At 35.7% G+C, this 20,097-nt stretch carries 19 protein-coding genes; 7 read left to right on the top strand and 12 right to left on the bottom strand.

The window, feature by feature from the left end; genetic code table 11:
* Positions 1-63: 63 nt before the first annotated feature.
* From trmD to ACO05K_RS16830, 3 genes are all read right to left on the bottom strand, one after another.
* On the bottom strand, positions 64-738 hold the full coding sequence (gene trmD, locus ACO05K_RS16840) for a tRNA (guanosine(37)-N1)-methyltransferase TrmD (RefSeq protein ID WP_421945582.1): 675 nt from the start codon (positions 736-738) through the stop codon (positions 64-66).
* A 60-nt stretch (positions 739-798) separates the two neighbouring features.
* Positions 799-1,326, bottom strand: a complete 528-nt coding sequence (gene rimM, locus ACO05K_RS16835; RefSeq protein ID WP_421946304.1) for a ribosome maturation factor RimM — start codon at positions 1,324-1,326, stop codon at positions 799-801.
* A 186-nt stretch (positions 1,327-1,512) separates the two neighbouring features.
* Entirely contained in the window at positions 1,513-2,073 is a 561-nt protein-coding gene (locus ACO05K_RS16830) for a 30S ribosomal protein S16 (RefSeq protein WP_421945581.1), read from the bottom strand.
* Between the two features lie 146 nt (positions 2,074-2,219).
* Here ACO05K_RS16830 and ACO05K_RS16825 point away from each other — a divergent pair, with 146 nt between their 5' ends.
* Positions 2,220-2,741: a 5' nucleotidase, NT5C type gene (locus ACO05K_RS16825; protein WP_421945580.1), complete on the top strand. Its 522-nt coding sequence runs from the start codon at positions 2,220-2,222 to the stop codon at positions 2,739-2,741.
* A gap of 111 nt (positions 2,742-2,852) precedes the next feature.
* Here the strand turns inward: ACO05K_RS16825 and ACO05K_RS16820 are convergent, their stop codons facing one another.
* On the bottom strand, positions 2,853-5,924 hold the full coding sequence (locus ACO05K_RS16820) for a VIT domain-containing protein (RefSeq protein WP_421945579.1): 3,072 nt from the start codon (positions 5,922-5,924) through the stop codon (positions 2,853-2,855).
* 374 nt (positions 5,925-6,298) lie between these two features.
* On the opposite strand from ACO05K_RS16820, the gene ACO05K_RS16815 reads away from it, so the two are divergent.
* Positions 6,299-6,622, top strand: a complete 324-nt coding sequence (locus tag ACO05K_RS16815) for a heavy metal-binding domain-containing protein (RefSeq protein ID WP_421945578.1) — start codon at positions 6,299-6,301, stop codon at positions 6,620-6,622.
* Positions 6,623-6,707: 85 nt separating this feature from the next.
* Here the strand turns inward: ACO05K_RS16815 and pfkA are convergent, their stop codons facing one another.
* From pfkA to ACO05K_RS16795, 4 genes are all read right to left on the bottom strand, one after another.
* Complete coding sequence (gene pfkA / locus ACO05K_RS16810; RefSeq protein WP_421945577.1) at positions 6,708-7,691, bottom strand: 6-phosphofructokinase; 984 nt, start codon at positions 7,689-7,691, stop codon at positions 6,708-6,710.
* The gene (locus ACO05K_RS16805) at positions 7,684-9,384 is read right to left on the bottom strand and encodes a protein-disulfide reductase DsbD family protein (RefSeq protein WP_421945576.1); all 1,701 of its coding nucleotides are present in this window, start codon (positions 9,382-9,384) and stop codon (positions 7,684-7,686) included. The genes pfkA and ACO05K_RS16805 overlap by 8 nt, the downstream gene beginning before the upstream one ends.
* A gap of 127 nt (positions 9,385-9,511) precedes the next feature.
* The gene (locus ACO05K_RS16800; RefSeq protein ID WP_421945575.1) at positions 9,512-9,961 is read right to left on the bottom strand and encodes a protein-disulfide reductase DsbD domain-containing protein; all 450 of its coding nucleotides are present in this window, start codon (positions 9,959-9,961) and stop codon (positions 9,512-9,514) included.
* Between the two features lie 7 nt (positions 9,962-9,968).
* Positions 9,969-10,745, bottom strand: coding sequence for a biotin--[acetyl-CoA-carboxylase] ligase (locus ACO05K_RS16795; protein WP_421945574.1), 777 nt, complete (start codon positions 10,743-10,745; stop codon positions 9,969-9,971).
* Positions 10,746-10,789: 44 nt separating this feature from the next.
* Here ACO05K_RS16795 and rsfS point away from each other — a divergent pair, with 44 nt between their 5' ends.
* From rsfS to ACO05K_RS16780, 3 genes are all read left to right on the top strand, one after another.
* Positions 10,790-11,164: a ribosome silencing factor gene (gene rsfS, locus ACO05K_RS16790; protein ID WP_421945573.1), complete on the top strand. Its 375-nt coding sequence runs from the start codon at positions 10,790-10,792 to the stop codon at positions 11,162-11,164.
* A 25-nt stretch (positions 11,165-11,189) separates the two neighbouring features.
* Complete coding sequence (gene ftsH, locus ACO05K_RS16785; RefSeq protein WP_421945572.1) at positions 11,190-13,217, top strand: ATP-dependent zinc metalloprotease FtsH; 2,028 nt, start codon at positions 11,190-11,192, stop codon at positions 13,215-13,217.
* 89 nt (positions 13,218-13,306) lie between these two features.
* Complete coding sequence (locus ACO05K_RS16780) at positions 13,307-13,951, top strand: LutC/YkgG family protein (protein WP_421945571.1); 645 nt, start codon at positions 13,307-13,309, stop codon at positions 13,949-13,951.
* Between the two features lie 314 nt (positions 13,952-14,265).
* On the opposite strand, the gene ACO05K_RS16775 is transcribed toward ACO05K_RS16780, so the two are convergent.
* Positions 14,266-15,009: a DUF3575 domain-containing protein gene (locus ACO05K_RS16775; RefSeq protein WP_421945570.1), complete on the bottom strand. Its 744-nt coding sequence runs from the start codon at positions 15,007-15,009 to the stop codon at positions 14,266-14,268.
* Positions 15,010-15,215: 206 nt separating this feature from the next.
* On the opposite strand from ACO05K_RS16775, the gene ACO05K_RS16770 reads away from it, so the two are divergent.
* Positions 15,216-15,428, top strand: coding sequence for a response regulator transcription factor (locus tag ACO05K_RS16770; protein ID WP_421945569.1), 213 nt, complete (start codon positions 15,216-15,218; stop codon positions 15,426-15,428).
* A gap of 68 nt (positions 15,429-15,496) precedes the next feature.
* The gene (locus ACO05K_RS16765; RefSeq protein ID WP_421945568.1) at positions 15,497-16,570 is read left to right on the top strand and encodes a 3-oxoacyl-ACP synthase III family protein; all 1,074 of its coding nucleotides are present in this window, start codon (positions 15,497-15,499) and stop codon (positions 16,568-16,570) included.
* Here ACO05K_RS16765 and ACO05K_RS16760 read toward each other — a convergent pair.
* The 3 genes from ACO05K_RS16760 to ACO05K_RS16750 all read right to left on the bottom strand — a co-directional run bounded on the left by ACO05K_RS16760 (position 16,567) and on the right by ACO05K_RS16750 (position 20,035).
* Entirely contained in the window at positions 16,567-18,048 is a 1,482-nt protein-coding gene (locus ACO05K_RS16760) for a tetratricopeptide repeat protein (protein ID WP_421945567.1), read from the bottom strand. The two genes, ACO05K_RS16765 and ACO05K_RS16760, sit on opposite strands and share 4 nt — an antisense overlap.
* A gap of 146 nt (positions 18,049-18,194) precedes the next feature.
* Positions 18,195-18,938 carry a zinc ribbon domain-containing protein gene (locus tag ACO05K_RS16755; RefSeq protein ID WP_421945566.1) on the bottom strand — a complete coding sequence of 248 codons (744 nt, stop codon included), beginning with the start codon at positions 18,936-18,938 and terminating at the stop codon, positions 18,195-18,197.
* Positions 18,938-20,035, bottom strand: a complete 1,098-nt coding sequence (locus ACO05K_RS16750; protein WP_421945565.1) for a Nif3-like dinuclear metal center hexameric protein — start codon at positions 20,033-20,035, stop codon at positions 18,938-18,940. Before ACO05K_RS16750 ends, ACO05K_RS16755 begins: the two co-directional genes overlap by 1 nt.
* Positions 20,036-20,097 lie beyond the last annotated feature (62 nt).

The following is a 20,097-nucleotide window of genomic DNA, read 5'->3' as shown; positions in this document are numbered from 1 at the left end:
AAAAGTAATTTTTATTTTTTCCACAATCTTTATGAAATCCACAATAGAAAGGGCTAAATGCTTCTATTCCAAAAGGTCAGGTCTACGTTGCTTGGTGCGCTCTAAAGCCTGTTCGTGCCTCCATTCGTTAACTTTTGCTTCGTGTCCGCTTAGTAAAACATCAGGCACTTTATGTCCACGCCAATCTGCAGGGCGAGTATAAACCGGAGCATCTAAAAGCTCTCCCTGAAAGCTATCAGATAATGCAGAAGTTTCATCATTTAACACACCAGGAATTAATCGAACTACGGCATCAACAACAATAGCTGCCGGCAATTCTCCGCCACTTAAAACATAATCTCCTACAGAAATTTCACGGGTTACAAAAATATCGCGAATGCGTTGGTCAATACCTTTGTAATGTCCGCATAAAATGATAATATTTTTCTTTATAGAAAGTTCGTTGGCTGTGCTTTGGTTTAGCGTAACACCATCCGGACTCATAAAAATAATTTCGTCATAAGTTCTTTCTGCCTGCAATTTTTCTATACATGCAGCAAATGGCTCAATGCTCATTACCATTCCGCTACCGCCACCATATTGGTAATCGTCAACGCTTTTTTGCTTATTAGTAGCATAATCGCGAAGGTTGTGAACAACGATTTCAGCAATGCCTTTTTTTTGTGCTCTTTGTAAAATAGAGTGTGCAAAAGGACTTTCCAATAATGCCGGAAGAACAGTTATAATATCAAAACGCATGGTACAAATATATGGAAAATGGAAGATGTAAAATGGAAGATGGAAATTGTATCAGGTAGTTTATTTTTCTAGATAAACATCCAATAAACCTTCTGGCAAATCAAGCGTAACCACTTTTTCCTCATCATCAATCTCAACAATAAAATCTTCATTTAATGGGAAAAGAACTTCGGTTTCTTTGTATAAAACCGTAGCTACAAATTGTTGTGGGTATTCATTTACTTCAGTAATCTCGCCCAGTTCTCCCAGGGTTTCATCAACGGCTGTAAATCCTTTTAAATCGGTGTATAAAAACTCGTCTTCGCCACGCTCCGGCATTTTGTCAATCGGTAGATAAAGCTTCTTTTTCAAAAGCGGTTGCGCTTTATCAATGTGGTCAACATCATCAAAATTAAAATAACCAGTTTTATTGGCTTGCAATTTTGCCGATGCTACAAAATACGGAACAAGTTTACCATTCATGTCTGCAAAAAGAATATCAAATTCAAGTTGCTCGTATTCATCAAACTCAAAAAATATTTGAACCTCGCCCTTTAAACCTCTTGTTTTGGTTACGTAACCTATGTAAAATGCTTCCTCGTGTTTCATAAACCCCCAAACCCCTAAAGGGGCTTCTAAATAAATCGTCACCCTGAATTTATTTAAGGGTCTTAATAGATAGAAAGATGCTAAAACAAGTTCAGCATGACGTGCTGTTATAAATAATCGTTTAAATAAAAATAGCGAAGCTCTTTTGAAAGAAACCTCGCTATTTCTGCAACAAAATAATTTAAATTATTCTGCGCCTTCTTCTTTAGTAGCTTCTGCTGCAGGAGCCTCTTCAGTTGCCTCAGCTTCAACAGCTGGAGCTTCTTCTTCAACAACTTCTTCTGCAACTGGTGCATTTTTAGCTGCAATTGCTGCTGCTCTATCTTCTTTTTTCTTAGCTTCTGCTGCTAAAGCCGCCTTACGAGCATCTGCTTTATAAGTTGCTAAACCTTCTGATTTACCAGAAATTTTACCAGCTTTTGCATCTAACCACTCAGCAAATTTAGCATCTGCTTGTTCTTGAGTTAAAGCTCCTTTTTTAACACCACCTTCTAAGTGTTTTTTGTATAAAACACCTTTGTAAGAAAGGATAGCACGAGCAGTATCAGTTGGTTGTGCACCACTGTTAACCCAAGCTAAAGTTTTTTCGAAATTAATTTCGATGGTTGCAGGATTGGTGTTTGGGTTGTATGAACCTAAACGCTCAATAAATTTACCATCACGTGGAGAGCGAGAATCTGCTACCACAACGTGGAAAAAAGGTTTCCCTTTTTTACCGAATCTTTGCAATCTGATTTTAGTTGCCATTTTTCAATTTTATTTATGTATTCAACATAGTTCCCGGAGCTTCGTGCTGCGGGGATGCAAAGATAAGTAAAATACTGTAAATTAAAAACATAGTTTAATTTCTTTGTTTTAAAGATATTTGCCACACAAATATTAGCTGTTACAACATGGATAGAATTGCCATTGATATGGATGAAGTTATTGCCGATGTCATCCCAAAATTTATAAAACTTTACAACCGTGATTTTGGCGTACCATTGGATTTAGTTATTGAACCCGGTAACGAGGTTTTTATGCAAATACCTGAAGATGTTAACCAAAAATGGCACGAATACATTAATGAGCCTGGTTTTTTTCGCGATTTAGATGTGATTAAGGATAGCCAGGAAGTAATTAGAGCATTGCAGGAAAAGTATGATGTTTATATTGTTTCGGCAGCAATGGAGTTTAGAAACTCGTTAGTTGATAAATACGATTGGCTTGCAGAACATTTTCCTTTTTTAGATTGGCAACACATTATGTTCTGTGGAAATAAAATTGTTGAAGTTGATGTTTTAATTGATGACCGAATTAAAAACTTCGTAAATTGTAAAGGCCGCCCGTTGTTATACACCTCTCCACACAATTTATTAATTACCGAATACGAAAGAGTTAATAGCTGGAAAGATATTGCCAGTTTGTTGCTATAATAATTTAAAGTTAATATACCGTCATTTCGATCGAGGTATAACGAAGTGGAGAGATCTTTTACCAAAGTCAACTTTAAAAGATTTCTCCACTCGTCGAAATGACGGATGCTTCTAGAAATTAAATTCTCCTACTAAATTTCCGTTTTTATTATCGGCTGCCATAGGCAATACAATTACTTTTCTTTGTTGGTTACCTGTAGCATAACGGGTATAAATTTCGGCGGTTACAGTAGTTGGTCCACTGATGTTAATTTGCCTGTCGCCAAAATAATTAACTTCAATTTTATACTTTCCTTTAACGGCTTTTTTAATCATAAACTGCTCTGGGCCATAACCCGAAGTAAAGTCGTTACTAATTCTGCCGCCAATTTTAGTTCTTGAGTTTCCGTAGTAACCACGTTCGCCGGTTGGATCTGTTAACCATAAATCGATATCGGTATCGTTTTTATTCCAGTTTAAAACTACTCTAACATCAACCGGAAGTGGTACAATTAACCTTTTATCAATTCCCTTAAGATTTAATTTATTACCATGTTTTGTAATTAAATTATTGATTTCTGAAATGATAATTTCTTCAATTCCCTGATCTCTATCTGCAATTTGCGAATTATAACTTCGGGTTAAAACTTTGTACAAATTATTTAAAGCCTTTTGATATTGACCAGCATCGGCCAAAGCCAAAGCATAATCGCGATAACTTTGCGCATCCATTGGGCGCCATTGCAAAACCTTCTCAGTTATAAAAATTTCGCTATCGTAATTACCTGTCTGCTTTAATTTGTATGCAAGAGTTTTGTATAAATCAGCATTCTCTAAATCTAAATCGGCTATGCTGCTTAATATTGTTAAGGCTCTTACACTATCTTTTTGTTGATAAAACCAATTAGCAACATCAAAATAAAACATTGGTGTGGTAATATAACTTGGCCTCATTTTCAAATAAGCATTATATGCACTATCTGGTGTGCCAGTCAAGTTTTTCATGTAATCCTTATCACTTTTAAATTCAGGAATGATGATAGTTGGCTGTTGTTCTCTTGTGACTTTGCTTTTATTTTGTATGCTAAGACCCGCAACTTGGCCCTGTAAAGCATTTGCAGAACTTATACTTGGAGCGGAAACTAAGTTTTCTGAACTAACTTTTGCGATGGAGGCTGTGGTTATCATTCGTTTAGCCTGTGTAGCATTGCCTGTAACCACCACTTCATTCAATTGGTCTTTTGCCTCTGCTTCTCTTGCTCTTTCTACCCTTGGTGGTGCAGGAGCACTTACTGGGCGTGGTGGAGTGGCATCATTTAACGCCGCTGCTGCTACATTACGTTGGGGGTGAACGGTAGTTGGGGCGGCAACTTCAGCTACAGCATCTCTAACGGGAGCAGGATAGTCGTTTTTATTCTTTATTGGCTCTTTGTAGTAAAAATTTGTGTTCCACCAGGTTTTTAAATCTTTGGTCATGGTAACCGCTGCATTTAATAAATCTGTTTTGCGCTCTTGAATATCTATTCTACGTTGTTTCATAATTGCATCATAATGTTGACGTAACTCTGTAGGTGGAACAATATCGTAGCGAACGTAATCATCTAAATTTTCTAATACAATTAAGCTTGTATTTCTGGTAACGATACCAAACTGCTTGCTTAAAACACTAATGTCATCTTTATTGGCTTCGTATTGAATATCCATTTCGGCAATTTTCTTCTGTGCCCAAACGCGACTAACATCAATGCTATTTAAAGCGTGTTCCGTTCCGTTTAATCGAATTACTTGCTCTGAAGTTACATTATTGCCATACCCAAATTGAAGCGTAATTTCAGTGTTCAGCCCGTTTAAAATGCCTGCTAAAGATAAATGTCCATTTACATTTGTATGTATAGACGGATAAGTTTGACGGACATCTGCTCCATTTTTTATGCCTAAGAACTGTAGGTTTTCTTCACTTAATTGATTAAAACCATCGTTAGTAGAAATGGTATTTAGGTTAATAAATTGCCCACCTGTTTTAAGGCTAATGTATTTTAAAGTACTATAATCTGCCTTAGAGGCCGTATTTATGGAATGAACAGGCTTGTTAAGCGATAAAGTATTCTTGCCAAAAGTAGAAAGACCATCACTAAATAAAATATATTCGTCAGCTTGGATGGATTGTTGATTTGCCGCACTGAAATTAGTGCCGCCGTCGTAAACAATATTTTCGAGCGCATCTTTTAGCTTAGCCCAGTTTCCGTTGGAGATAATAAACGTGCCTGAATTTTTAAATCGATTATTTAGTGTGGCTAAACTTATTGTTAGGTTTTGTTTTTTAGCGATTATTAAACCTAACAGTTCGATTTCTTTTTTGGTATCGCGTTGTAATCCGCTTAAAGAATTATCCCAAATTAAGCCAATATGATTTGACCATTGTCTTGGTCTGCTCTCGCTTTTAGGAAAAACATTAACCAGAAAATAATAGCCATTTGAAGCTTTTTGCATCTGCACTTCGGGCAAATCATTTCTTTTTGGCAAACTGATGGTTAACCCATTTTTAGGTTGATAATTCGTCTTATTAATTTCACCAACGTATGTGTTTCCGTTAGCTTTTAAACCAAAACTTCCATCGGGTTGCTCGCTAAGTTCTGGTTTCAAAATGCTTTCAAAAACGGTAGTTTTTAGGCTGAAATTATCAATTGCCTGATTGTAATCTAAAGGCAAATGATATTTTAATGCTTGGTTTTTGCTAAATCTAAGCTCCTCTTCGTAACCAACAATTATTGTTCTGCTACCATTTGCTGGTAATGGATAAATTCTGGTTCTGAAATTATTTCCTTCTACTTTTTCTAACAGACCTGGGTCGACACGCCGGCGTTCTATACTTTCAAAAACTTCTGTAGCCTTAGCTTTTTCTACCGGAACGGCTTCTCTCATTTTACCGTTGATATCTAAAGCATATCTGCTGATGCTAACACCTTCGGGCATTGGAAACGTAAGTTCACCTTCCAGAATTCTATTGGTGTTATTGTGAAAGGTCATAGTCATTACCGTAGTTGCGATGTTTCCGGTAATCTGAACATCGATGATTAATTTTTTTAAGTTAACAGCTTCTTTTTGCCCATTATTGCCTTGAACTTTTAGCACAGGCATTTGTGCAATAGAAATGAAAGGGATGGATAACAGTGTAAGGATGAGTAGTATTTTAGATGCTTTCATAAAAAATAGATTTTACATATTGATGCAAAACCTTTAAAGATTGCATAAATTTATTTTAAGCAATTTGTTTTGAGCAGAAATATTCCTGTTCATTTTAAATCGCTTGTCTTGGCCAGACAGGCTTTTTTCTTTTGACAACAAAAGAAACAAAATTGCCGGCTGAAAATTTTTGTATTGAAGTTTGTACTTAGGCTTAGATACTGCATCCCCAAAAATTTGTTAGGCCGGATTGAGTGAAACGGAGATTTGGTGGTAAGGCCTTGCTAAGCTTAGCAACAGAGCGTATTAGAATAATGTCAAAAGCGCATACCAAACTTTTCAAAAAAATGTAACATTTGAAGGAAATCACATTCTAATTATAAAAAAACAAGACTATGTTAGTAACCACAACGCCTTCTGTTGAGGGCAAGAAAATAGTAAAGTATATTGGCTTGGTAACTGGAGAAACCATTATTGGAGCCAATATTTTTAAAGATATGTTTGCCGGAATTAGAGATATTGTTGGCGGACGCTCTAGCTCTTACGAGCGTGTTTTACGTGAGGGGAAAGACATTGCGGTTAATGAAATGCAACAGTTCGCCGCTGCTATGGGTGCAAACGCAATTGTTGGTGTAGATTTAGATTACGAAACTGTTGGAACCGGAGGCAGTATGCTTATGGTTACGGCGAGCGGAACTGCAGTAATTTTAGAAGATTAAAATATTGTTTTGGCTTGCGCCGAACATAAATGAGAAAGTCCTTCCGGTGCGGGAAGGACTTTTCTTTTTTATAATAATTTTGGTTTTAGAATGATAAAATATCAATCAATTTTAACCATTTAGAACTTACTTTTTCTGCATCAATGTGTTTTATTGCATGGTCGAAAGGTGTGAAAACGATTTCGCGGTTCAGCTGACCTGCCATAACACTTCTTTCTCCGTTTATTAAACCTTCTACAGCGGCTACACCTAGTTGGCTAGCTAAAACTCTATCCATACAACTCGGTTTTCCTCCGCGTTGTATGTGGCCTAAAACAGAAACTTTTGTATCGTAATGCGGATATTTTTCTTGTAAAATTTCTCCAACTTTGAATGCACCACCGGTATCATCACCTTCGGCAACAATAATGATCTTTGAAGCTTTGTCTCTACGACTATGTTCTAATTTGTGTAAAATGTCATCAGCATTCATGTTTGCTTCAGGAATCATAATCGCTTCTGCACCTACGCCGATACCACTACGCAAAGCAATTAATCCAGAATCTCGTCCCATAACCTCTACAATAAAAAGTCTGTCGTGAGATTCTGCCGTGTCTCTGATTCTGTCAACGGCATCAATTACTGTATTTATTGCCGAATCGTAACCTATTGTAAGGTCGGTTCCGGCTAAATCATTGTCAATTGTACCAGGTAAACCGATAATTGGAAAGTCGAATTCCTGAGCAAAAACATTTGCGCCGGTAAATGTACCATCGCCACCGATTACAACTAAGGCGTCAATTCCGCGGTTTTTTAAATTATTGTAAGCCGTTTGTCTACCTTCTGTTGTTCTGAAAGCCTCACTGCGGGCGGTTTTTAAAATTGTCCCGCCTCTTTGAATAATGTTTGCAACAGATTTACGATCCATTGGTTGTGCATCGTCGTTTATTAAACCTTCGTATCCGCGAAGAAAACCTGTTACTTCAATGTCGTAATAAATTGATGCTCTTACAACAGCTCTGATTGCGGCATTCATGCCCGGAGAATCGCCTCCGGAGGTTAAAACACCAATGTTTTTTATCTTATTCATTTGTTTGTTTCTTGGCAAATTCTGATAATCCCTTATCAAGATATTGCAAATATTTTTCTATGTCAAATTCAACCCCAATTGGAGGAGAAACTAATTCTTTTTCATCGGTACCCAAAAGTACATAATATGGTTGCGAAATTGTGTTAAATCTTTCAGCTTGTAAATGTTTAAACTTTTTACCAACCGTATTTACCTTTGCAGGACTATCTTTCGAACCTAAAATTACAGACTCAAATTGCTCATTTTCTGGCAAATCGGTTTTATCATCAGTATATAATGATACAACGATATAATCTTCTTTTAATTTTTTCAAAACCCTTGGGTCAGACCATACTCTGGCTTCCATTTCACGGCAATTAACACAACCATGTCCGGTAAAGTCTAGAAATAATGGTTTTTTAACCTCTTTAGCATAAGCTAATGCTTCTTCGTAATCAAAAAAGCCATCAATATTATGTGGGATGTGAAGAAAATCTGCATATTTTCTTTTTGCATGGTTAACTGCTGGAGCGGCGGATGAACTTTCTTGCCCAATAACAAAATCTTGGGTTGATAATGGCGGAACCAAAGCACTAACAGCTTTTAATGGTGCTCCGAATAACCCTGGGATTAAATAAAATGCAAAAGTAAATGCTGCACCACCTAAAAATAATCTCGGTATAGAAACGTAAGGAATATCACTATCGTGAGAAAATTTGATTTTCCCTAACAGGTAGAATCCGAGAATAAATGCGATTACAATCCATACTGCGATGAAAACTTCGCGATCTAAAATTCCCCAATGGTAAGCTAAATCTGCAGTTGATAAAAACTTTAAAGCCAATCCAATTTCCAGAAAACCTAGAACAACCTTTACCGAATTTAGCCATCCCCCAGATTTTGGTAACGATGTTAACCAGCTTGGAAAGATTGCAAAAACTGTAAAAATTAATGCTAATGATAAAGAAAAGCCAAACATTGCAACAACTGGAGCAAGGTAATCGCCTGTGCTACTTACTGCAACCAATACGGAGCCGATAACCGGACCGGTACAAGAAAATGAAACAACTGCTAAAGTTGCCGCCATGAAAAATATTCCGCCTAAGCCTCTGGAATCTGATTTAGAATCTATTTTATTTACAAATGAACTTGGCAATGTAATTTCGAAAGCACCTAAGAAAGATATTCCAAAGATTAACAAAACTGCGAAAATGAAAATGTTGAATATACCATCTGTGGCCAGCTCATTTAAAGCTCCGGCACCAAAAATTAAGGTTATGATAAAACCAAGCGCAACATAAATGATTATGATTGATAAGCCGTAAATAATAGCTCCACGTATTCCTTTTCCTTTGGTTTCAGCTCTTTTGGTAAAGAAACTTATGGTTAATGGTACCATTGGGTAAATACATGGTAAGAAAAACGCAATGAAACCACCGATTAATCCTGCAATAAAAATTCCCCAAAGAGAATCTTTAGCTTCAGGTGTTTTTTGAACTTTTGTGTCTTTTACTGCTGTCGTAGTATCTTTCGAAACCGAATCTTTAATTTCACTATTTGCTGCTTTATCTTGCTCTGAGCCAACTTCTGTGAATTGGATATCATCAGGCACGGTTGCGCTAACAGTATCTTGTTGGGTTTGAGCGTTACTTTGTAATGTTGGCAATGCGGTTAGCATGGCAAAAAACATAAGTAACAATATTACCTTTTTCATTATGTGTGTGTTTTTGAAATGGCGAAATTACAGAAAACGATTAATCTATAAGAACCAGCAACGTAGATTTTACTTTAAACAGAAAGAGTTCCGATGTTTCGGAACTCTTTCTGTTATATCTTATTGATTATTTTACTGGAATACTGAATTCTACCTCTTCTGGTGGAAGGCATTCCCTATCATTACATGTCATGAATTCTACTTTGCCTTTTACAGCAGTTGTGCTTTTATTTAATTTAATTCTCTGCTGAAAAATAACCTGATCTTCAAAATAACTAACATTCATTTTAAAAGTGTTTTCGTATTTAGTTATTGCTTTAGGCTCAGCGGTTTTGCCAACAAGTGCATAATCTTTAGAAGGAGTAAATGCAAATGTAGTTTTTACAGGTCCGCCACTTTTTACGTTTTGAGAATAAATATGCCATTTATCATCAATTGAAGCCTTAATATATAAAACAGCTTCAGTTTTGCTTACCTTTTTTGCAACATACGACCATGTTACAGGTTTTTCTATTTGAGCGAATGCGCCCACAATAGTAAATAGTACTAACGAAAGTACTAGGGTGATCTTTTTCATTGTGTGTTTATTTTGTGTGTATGTATTCTATTTCTTTAAAATTGAAATTGCGTATTTCGCTGTCAATCTCCATCGCTAAAATACCGTTTTCTCTAACACCTTTTATAATTCCTTCAAAAACCTGACCGTTTTGTTTGTATTTAGCTGCAGTTTCAAAATTTAAAAGTTGCTCTAAATACGTTTTTTGAAGAAAACTATATCTCTGTGATTTCAAATTTAGATAGTATTTCTCCATATAAACGAATATTTTTTCCAATACGCTCTCTAATTGAACATTCTTATGTAAAATTTGAAATACAGATGTAGCTTTTTCTTCAAGTTCGGGCTGAAATTTTTCCTGATTGATGTTTAATCCAAAACCAATTACCGATGATTTTATAACAGAACCTGACAGTGCATTTTCAATTAAAATACCACCAAGTTTTTTGCCATTATAGTAGATATCATTTGGCCATTTAATATTTACAGCTTCTGGTAAAAAAAAAGTTAACGCCTCGCTTATAGCTACGCTAACCGCCATATTCAAATAAAATTGCTTATTAATTGGTAAGAAAGCTGGTTTTAAAAATACACTTGCGCTAATATTTTTTCCAGGCTCGGTTTGCCAAATTGTATCTTGTTGTCCTCTTCCGGCAAATTGATGGTCTGCCATAATTACAGTACCCTCTGTTAATGGCTCGGATTTTGAAGCCAAATTCTTTAAATAATTATTTGTAGAATCAACCTCATTTAATTTGATGATATTTTGACCAACAAATAGTGTTGAAAAAGTGTTATTTTGCAAGTGTTGAATTTATAGTATTTTAATTCCAAAATTAAAGCATTTTAATGGTAAAAAAGAAAATTGTAAACCTTTCTACATACCTTTCTGAGTTAGCTGTTCATGGCGTTCAAGAAAAAAAGGGAGAAGATATAGTGCGGTTAGACCTTAGAAATATCCACAGCTCTGTTGCCGATTTTTTTATTATTTGCAGTGCCAATTCTGGTACGCAGGTAAAGGCTATTGCAGATAGTGTAGAAAAGGAAATATATAAAGCCACTCAGGCAGACCCAAGACATAAAGAAGGATTTGAATCTGCAGATTGGATAATTTTAGATTATTTTGATGTGGTTGTGCACATTTTTAAAACCGAAAAGCGCCACTTTTATGGCATTGAAGAATTATGGGGCGATGCTGAAAGCACAAATTACCAAAGCGCTTAACCATTCAAAATTTTGAAAAAAAGAAATGAACGATAATCAAAATACAAACGAAAACAAACCAGGTAAGAAATTACCAAACATCCCAAAAAAACCACAGAAAGGACCAAAATTTAATATTTTTTGGGTTTACGCAGCAATAATTATTGCAATTGTAGCGGCACAATATTTTTTTACTGGCGATACAACTAAGAAAATCGATTATAATGATTTCGCTTCGAAAATGTTGTTAAAGGGCGATGTTCAAAGAATTGTTGCTTATAAATCAGAAGATTTAGTAAAAGTTGAAGTATTTATTAAAAAGGATAGTTTAGATAAAAAACCACTTTATAAAGATTTTAGAGCAAAAAACTCTTTCGGTTCTGCAACCGGGCCAACTTTTTATTTTAACGAAGGAAGTTTCGATGCTTTAGATAAAAAACTAGCAGAAACGCAGAAGGCTCTTCCTGCTGATCAACAGATTCCGGCAGAAAAAGATACTAGAAGCAATCCTCTTGCAAGTTGGTTCTTAAGCATTATACTCCCGGTATTACTTTTAATTGGTTTCTGGATATTTATGATGCGCAGAATGGGTGGTGGTGCTGGTGGTGGCGGTCAGATTTTCAGTATTGGAAAATCGAAAGCTACTTTATTTGACGAAAAGAACGATTTAAAAGTAACATTTAAAGATGTTGCAGGATTGGAAGGTGCAAAAGAAGAAATTCAGGAAATTGTAGAATTCTTAAAAAATCCTCAAAAATATACCGTTTTAGGTGGTAAAATCCCTAAAGGAGCTTTATTAGTAGGTTCTCCAGGTACAGGTAAAACTTTATTAGCGAAAGCTGTTGCAGGAGAAGCTCAAGTGCCTTTCTTCTCATTATCAGGGTCTGATTTTGTGGAGATGTTTGTTGGTGTTGGTGCATCGAGAGTAAGAGATTTGTTTAAGCAAGCAAAAGATAAATCACCTTGTATTATTTTTATTGATGAGATTGACGCAATTGGTCGTGCTCGTGGTAAAAATGGTGTAATGGGGGGAAATGATGAACGCGAAAACACACTAAATCAACTTTTGGTTGAAATGGATGGTTTTGGTACAAATACACACGTTATCATTTTGGCTGCTACAAACCGTGCTGACGTTTTAGATAAAGCATTACTAAGAGCTGGTCGTTTTGACAGACAAATTTATGTTGACTTACCAGATGTTAGAGAGCGTAAAGAAATCTTCGAAGTTCATCTTAAGCCAATCAAAATGATCGAAGGATTGGATACAGAATTTTTAGCAAAACAAACACCTGGTTTCTCTGGTGCTGATATTGCAAATGTTTGTAATGAGGCAGCATTAATCGCAGCGAGAAAAAACAAAACAGCTGTAGATAAACAAGATTTCTTAGATGCGGTTGATAGAATTGTTGGTGGTTTAGAGAAGAAAAACAAAATTGTAACGCCATCAGAAAAGAGAGCAATTGCAATTCATGAAGCTGGCCACGCAACTGTGAGTTGGATGTTAGAACACGCTGCCCCACTTATTAAGGTAACTATTGTTCCTCGGGGACAAAGCTTAGGCGCTGCTTGGTATTTACCAGAAGAACGTTTAATTGTTCGTCCGCACCAAATGCTTGATGAAATGTGCGCTACAATGGGTGGACGTGCGGCTGAGAAAGTAATTTTCGATACGATTTCTACGGGTGCTTTAAGCGATTTAGAAAAGGTAAACAAACAAGCCAGAGCAATGATTACCATTTATGGTTTGAATGATAAGCTGGGAAACATCACATATTATGATTCTTCAGGCCAAAATGAATACAACTTTAATAAGCCATATTCAGAAGAAACAGCATTAATTATCGATAAGGAAATTTCTGCATTAATTGAAAGTCAATATCAAAGAGCAATTAATCTTTTGCAAGAAAATAAAGATAAATTGATTCAGTTAGCTGATATCTTAATTGACAAAGAAGTATTATTTAAAGATGATTTAGAAACCATATTTGGTAAACGCCTTTTCGGTACAGAAAATGCCGAAGAAGCAGCTAAAGGTTCTGGAACAAATAATATTCCTCCTGTTGAAGCTTAAAGGATTAATAAAATCCTTTTAAAAAATAACATTTATGCATAAGTTTGAAACCTTGGATTTCTATATCCAAGGTTTTATTTTTTAGGTTGATGAAAGACAATACCACGGCTAAGGAGCAAATGCTAAAGAGGATAAGAAAAGCGCTTTTAGAGAAGCGTGAAAATCCTTATCCTAATTTAGAAGAATCACCTCTGTACAAAAAAAACGAAGATGAATTAGAGGTTTTATTTGCGGAGCAACTTACAGCTGTGGCCGGAAATTTTATCTTTTGCGAAGATGGAATTGATTTTTTCGAAAATATGCTTCAATTGGCAGACCAATATAAATGGCGCAAAATTTATTGTTGGGAACCAGAACTTCAGGCATTTCTTTCTAAGTATGAATTTCCCTTTTATCAAACTGACAAAGATTTTGAGCATGCAGAAGTTGGCATAACCTTGTGTGAAGCCCTAATCGCCAGAAACGGCAGCGTAATGGTTAGTAACCAAGGCGCCGCCGGAAGAAGACTGAGTATTTTTCCTCACCATCATATTGTTATTGCTAAAACCAGTCAATTAGTTTTAGATTTAAAAGATGGTTTTCAGATTCTGAAAAATAAGTATGGAAACCAAATTCCATCTATGATAAGTAACATTACAGGGCCGAGCAGAACCGCAGATATTGAAAAAACTTTGGTATTGGGCGCACATGGTCCGAAAGAACTTTTTGTTTTCTTGATAGATGATTTTAGTTAGGGATTATTACGGATTTATATAGCAACTTCGTTAACTAATATTCGGCGATATTTTATCGTTGGAGTAGAGCCATGAACTTGATCGCAACCAAGTTCAATTCGCCCCCAAGGATCAATAACATAAACATTATTTTTAGTAAGTGGCGGAGTGCCATAGCTCTTCGTTGGTCTAAAACTCTAAATTTTTTTGTTCCGCTTGGGTTAACAAGTAGTCTATTCTACCAGAACCGTAGTCACCACAATTTCCTTCTTTATTAATAGTGCAGTTCATAGTTAATTTTAATGAATTTATACATCCAAAGTGCAGCTTGGTTCTTAAAATCTAAACCCCAAGCTTAATCCTGCCCTAACTCCTGCCCATGGCCCTTTGAAATCTACAACAGCACCATTTGCATCAACTGTGTAAGTAGCTTTAACTATTGGCAAATCTTTAATTTCTTCAAGCTGCTCTCTTAAGGCTTGCTGTTCATTTGCTGTGAGCGGTTTCTTGCCGGCTATGCTGCCATTTGAACCACCATAATGTGGGCCGAGAATCCACCAGTCCAGAGATAGGTGTTTTCCCAAGTTAAATTGAGAACCGAATAAAATTCCTCCGGTTAGTGTTGTCAAATCGCCAGAAAGATAAATGTCCTGACTGTAAGATGTTGTTCCATTTTCTACTTCGAACGGATAATCTAACGCTGCAGAATATCTAGCATATCTGCCAAACGGAGCAATATAAATTCCCTTCAAATTGCCTTTTCCCATGTAAAAGCGAATGGTTGCGGTAATGGCTTGGTTTCCCAATTTTGCGGTTTTAATGCGTTCGTTCCAATTATCTTCATCATCATTTAACAGTTCTGCTATACTGTTGGCAAACGGAATGCTCCCTTTCGACATATATCTGATTCCAATAGCAGCCGATATTCTCTGTGTTAATCCTCGCTCATACTCAACATTAATATTTTTTAATGGTAAGCTGAGTAAGTTAAGTTTAATGATGTTTTTACCTAAATCTTGCCCGAAACAAGATGTTGCAATTACTGCAGATAGTAAAAAGGAGAGCGTTAATTTTTTCATGATATTTATTAATTTAATTTAGAGTTTTGGCTAGGTGATTGAAGAGTAGGATAATACTATAATAATGAATTCATCTGCTATAAAGCTACAGCCAAAATTTCGCTCTATATATACCGATAATTAGGTATTTTTAAAGATAATAAAAGCGTTATTGATATAATTATTGCTGGTATTAGCATTATCTAAATGCGAACAATTTGAAGTTGATGGAAAATATAATAATAGTAATGAAGCGTTTCTTAAACGTAGTGATGTTGAAAAAACTAATTGGACAAAATTTTTCTTCTGCACAAATTGCAACTAAGTTATATATTAGTATTTTCACCGTAGATACGCATCGAAAAAACATGCTGCAAAAGTTAAATGTAGATAAGAAGAATGGTCTATATAATTTTGCCAAGGAAAATAATTTAGCATAAATTTCCATTTCCAATTTATTAACCATAGTTTTATACTACATACCGTTTTAGTATGCGGTATTATAATTATGAGCACAACTATTAATACGGTAATTACCGGAACTGGAAGCTATATACCAGAAAATATTATTTCTGGAAATGAGTTTCTAAATTCTGTTTTTTTTGAGAACGGAAATCGCATAGATAAAGAAAATGCAGAAATTATTCATAAATTTTCTGAGATAACAGAAATCGTTGAAAGACGATATGCCTGTCCTGACCAATTGAGTAATCAAATCGGTGCAAAAGCAGCAGAAAAAGCTATTGAAAACGCGGGAATAGATAAAGAAACTTTAGATTACATCATATTCTGCCATAATTTTGGTGATATCCCATTAAATAGCAATCGTATCGATATTTTGCCTTCATTGGCATCAAAAGTAAAACAACAGTTAAGTATTCTAAATCCTGATTGTGTAGCTTATGATATTATTTTTGGCTGCCCGGGTTGGGTACAGGGCGCAATACAAGCCGATTATTACATTAAAAGCGGCGATGCTAAACGAGTGTTAGTTATTGGCGCAGAAACACTATCAAGAATTATTGATCCGCATGACAGGGATAGCATGATATTTTCAGACGGTGCTGGTGCTGTAATATTTGAAGCTAAGACCGAAGAAAAACAAGGGATACTTGCTCATAAAACTGAAACCCATGCTGTAAATTATGGCAATTTGTTAACGATGGGTAAAGGTTCTCATCCTGAAGAAACAAGTGGCAATTACTACCTTAAAATGAATGGACGCAAACTATATGAGTTTGCTGTTGTTCAGGTTCCACAAGTTATTAAAAAAGCTATTGATAAGGCTGGATTAAGTGTTGAAGACGTAAACATTGTTTTCGTACATCAGGCAAATGGCAAAATGGATGCTGCAATTATGAAACGCCTGTTTAAACTTTATGGTTTAGATACGGTGCCAGAAAACCTAGTTCCAATGACAATTTCATGGCTAGGAAACAGTAGTGTAGCAACAGTGCCAACATTGTTGGATTTAGTGTTAAAAGAACAAGTTAAAGGATATAAAGTAAAAAAAGGCGATGTGGCAGTATTTGCTTCAGTCGGAGCAGGTATGCACATTAATGCTTTTGTTTACAGGTTTTAATTAAGTCGCTTTAACCCTACTTTTGCCTGGCTTTCAATACTGTTTTCGTATTCATGGTTTTTCATGGAGATGGCTGTATTGAAAGCCTCTTTTGCTTTAGCCTTATTTCCTTTTTTCTCGTAAACCTTGCCCATTTGTAATGCTGCATTTGCAGCAAAAAAGTACTTCAAATTTCTACCTTGATTTATGGTAGATTGGTAATAATTAATCGCAGCATCGTCTTTTCCTAAATCATCGTTTATACGTCCCATTCGGTAAGTAAATTCTGTTTTATCCTTTTCTGATGAATAATTTCCAACATCTTTATCATCAAGCTGTTGTAGTGCTTTTGTAAAATATCCACCATCAAAAAGTAATCTGGCTTTCAATAAATCAGCTGGCGGAGCTGGAGCCGTAGCTTCACTCTGAGCTTGTTTGTCCTTGTCGTAATAACTATAGCCACCATCAATAACTTTCTTAGCATATGATGAATAACCACTTTTGTCGCCTTTTAAGAGCGCAATCCATGCTAACCGAAGGTTAGAGTCTTTAATGTAGTTTACGCCCTTATTCGTTTGTAAAAACTTATTTAGATAAGTTGCTGCGGATAAATCTAATTTATTTAAATGCGCTACCCCTTCTAGGTACTCTAAATAAGGAAAAGACTGAAAAGTAGCGCCTTCCGGTCGCTTACTTAAAATTGATATTGCTTCTTCGTTATGGCCAGTTTTAATGCAAATATATCCTTGCAAATAGCTTTTTAATAAACTCGAATCGGCAATACGCTGCGTAAATTTCATGGTTTTTGCATAAGCTGATGGGCTATGTGCTACATCACTTAAAACGTAGGCATAATAAAAAACCAGTTCCTCATAAAATGGCTCATAAGCTGTTTTTGGTAAACTTTCGGCAAGCTTATCCAGCATGTTTAAACCGTTTTGTAAATTGCCTTTGATACCGAAAGTAGCTAGTGTGCTTTTTAATGCGCCGTCTGGTAAATTTCCCATAACCGCATTAATTAAACCTAAGCCTTTTGTATTTAGCAAAAAATTTGGGAATTTTTTAGCATTCTCCTGTAAGAGATTATTTGCTTTTCGAATTTCCAATGCAGCATTAAAATACTCTCCAAAACGACCACGGGCTAAAGCCCACTGAAGATTGATTTCTGCTTGAGCATATAAGTAGAATGGAGAACTCTTATCATCATCGCTTATTTGGTCTAAACGAGCCGATTTATTGCCTTTTAGCCTGTCGAAATCTGCTTTACTATCAGATGTTATTAATACAAAATAATCTACATAATTCTCCAGCAATGGAATGATTGAATTATTAGGCCTCAATTTCTTTTCTGTTGAAATATAAGCTCTTGCATTACCCAGCTTTAACTCAAAAATACTTTTATATGCCTTAAGGCAATTTGCGTTAAAATCGAAATTTGAAAATGCTGAAAATGGAGTCAAGAGAGCGATTAGAAAAAATAATCGTAAGCTTTTAGTCATGCTGTAGTATTCGCGTTTATATTTAAATCGCTAAAGAACAAATATTGTACCTTAAATTTAATATAGGTACAATTAAAAAAGTTTTTGCCTTAAAAACAAAAAAGGCCTTGAGAATTTCAAGACCTTTTAAAAAATTTTATTTTGAATTAAGCTTCAGCAACTTCGTGAGTTAAAGCCTCATCAACCAAAATACGTCCGCAGTGCTCGCAAACGATAATTTTTTTACGCTGACGAATATCTAATTGACGCTGAGGTGGAATTTGATTGAAACATCCAGAACATGAATCGCGATCGATAGTTACAACAGCTAAACCGTTGATAGCATTTTTGCGTAAACGCTTGTAAGCTACTAATAAACGCTCTTCGATAGCAGGCTCTGATTTATCAGCTTTAGCTTGTAAATCTTGCTCCTCTTTTTCAGTCTCTGAAGTAATTACGCCCAGTTCGTTTTTCTTAATATCTAAATCTTTCTTTCTGCCTTCTAAATCTGTTAAAGCAGCTTGGTAGATTTCAGTTTTTGAAGTAATTTCGAAACCGTGCTCTTTAATTTTCTTTTCAGAAACCTGAATGTCTAATCCTTGAATTTCAATTTCTTTAGTTAAAGCATCGTATTCACGATTGTTTTTAACTTCTTTTAATTGAGTATCGTATCTTTTTATAGCTGCTTGCGCATCTTTAATTGTGTTTTTACGGGTTACGATAGAATCTTCAAGATCATCAAGTTCTGACTTAATTTTCTGAATTCTGGTTTCTAATCCTAACACATCATCCTCAAGGTCGGCAACTTCCATTGGTAATTCGCCTCTAACCTGACGGATTTTATCGATTTTTGTGTGGATATTTTGTAATTCGTATAAAGCCTTTAGCTTTTGTTCTACGGTTTGTTCCATTAAAACAAGTAATTTATGGGGTTTGTATTTTGCTCCGTTAAACGGATTGCAAAGTTAGTAAATTTTTTCTGAATAATTTCAACCAATAAATTTGATGTAAATTGTTCAGTTTCAAAGTGTCCGATGTCGGCAATGATGATTTTTTCTTCGGCATCAAAAAACTCGTGATATTTAAAATCGGCAGTAATAAAAGCATCAGCACCTGCAGCAATAGCTTCTTTTAATAGAAAACTGCCTGAGCCACCACAAACTGCAACTTTTTTTATCCTTTTAGGCAAAACCGATGTATGGCGCACAACTTTGGCATTCATTTTATCTTTTACCATGTGGAGAAAATCATAAGATTCCATATCATACTCTAGCCAACCCAACATACCAGAACCAACTTGCTGGTGTTTGTTTTCCAAGTTGTAAATATCGTAGGCTACTTCTTCGTAAGGATGGTTTTCGAAAAGTGCGACTAAAACTTTTCTTTTCGCTTGTGCCGGGAAAATGGTTTCTATGCGTACTTCGGCTTCGTGATGTTGAATGCCCTTTTCGCCGACATAAGGTTCTGCAGATTCATTTCCTTTAAAAGTACCTGTGCCATTTGTATTAAAACTGGTTTCGCTATACTTGCCAATGTTGCCCGCACCAGCATAAAAAAGTGCCTGGCGCAATTGTTCTGCCTGTGCATGCGGACAAAAAGTTACCAGTTTCTTGAGAATCCCTGATTTCGGTGCTAAAACTTTAGTGCCTGTTAAACCTAACCGCTCACATATTCTGGCGTTAACGCCTGTGTGTACACTATCCAGATTGGTATGTATTGCGTATAATGCTACATTATTTTTTATTGCTTTTAGTATAACACGCTCCACATAGTTTTTTCCGTTGAATTTTTTTAGGCCTTTAAAAACAATGGGGTGATGGGTAATAATGAGATTACAGCCTGTTGAAATAGCTTCGTCAACGATTTTTTCTACACAATCTAAAGCCACAAGAGCAGCCCGAACTTCCATGTTCGGATCGCCGACAATTAAACCTGAATTATCGTAATCTTCCTGATAATTTAAGGGTGCGATACTTTCGAGGTAGTTGGTGATTTCTGATAATCTCATGGTATAAAGATAGAAATTTTGAGGTTTTAGTTAGAAAGGAATTTTTTTATGCGCTTGTCATC

It is taken from the genome of Pedobacter sp., assembly GCF_965227205.1.
GTDB lineage: Bacteria > Bacteroidota > Bacteroidia > Sphingobacteriales > Sphingobacteriaceae > Pedobacter.
Note: the sequence above shows the minus strand (reverse complement) of the source record. Positions and strands in the feature narration are given on the sequence as shown.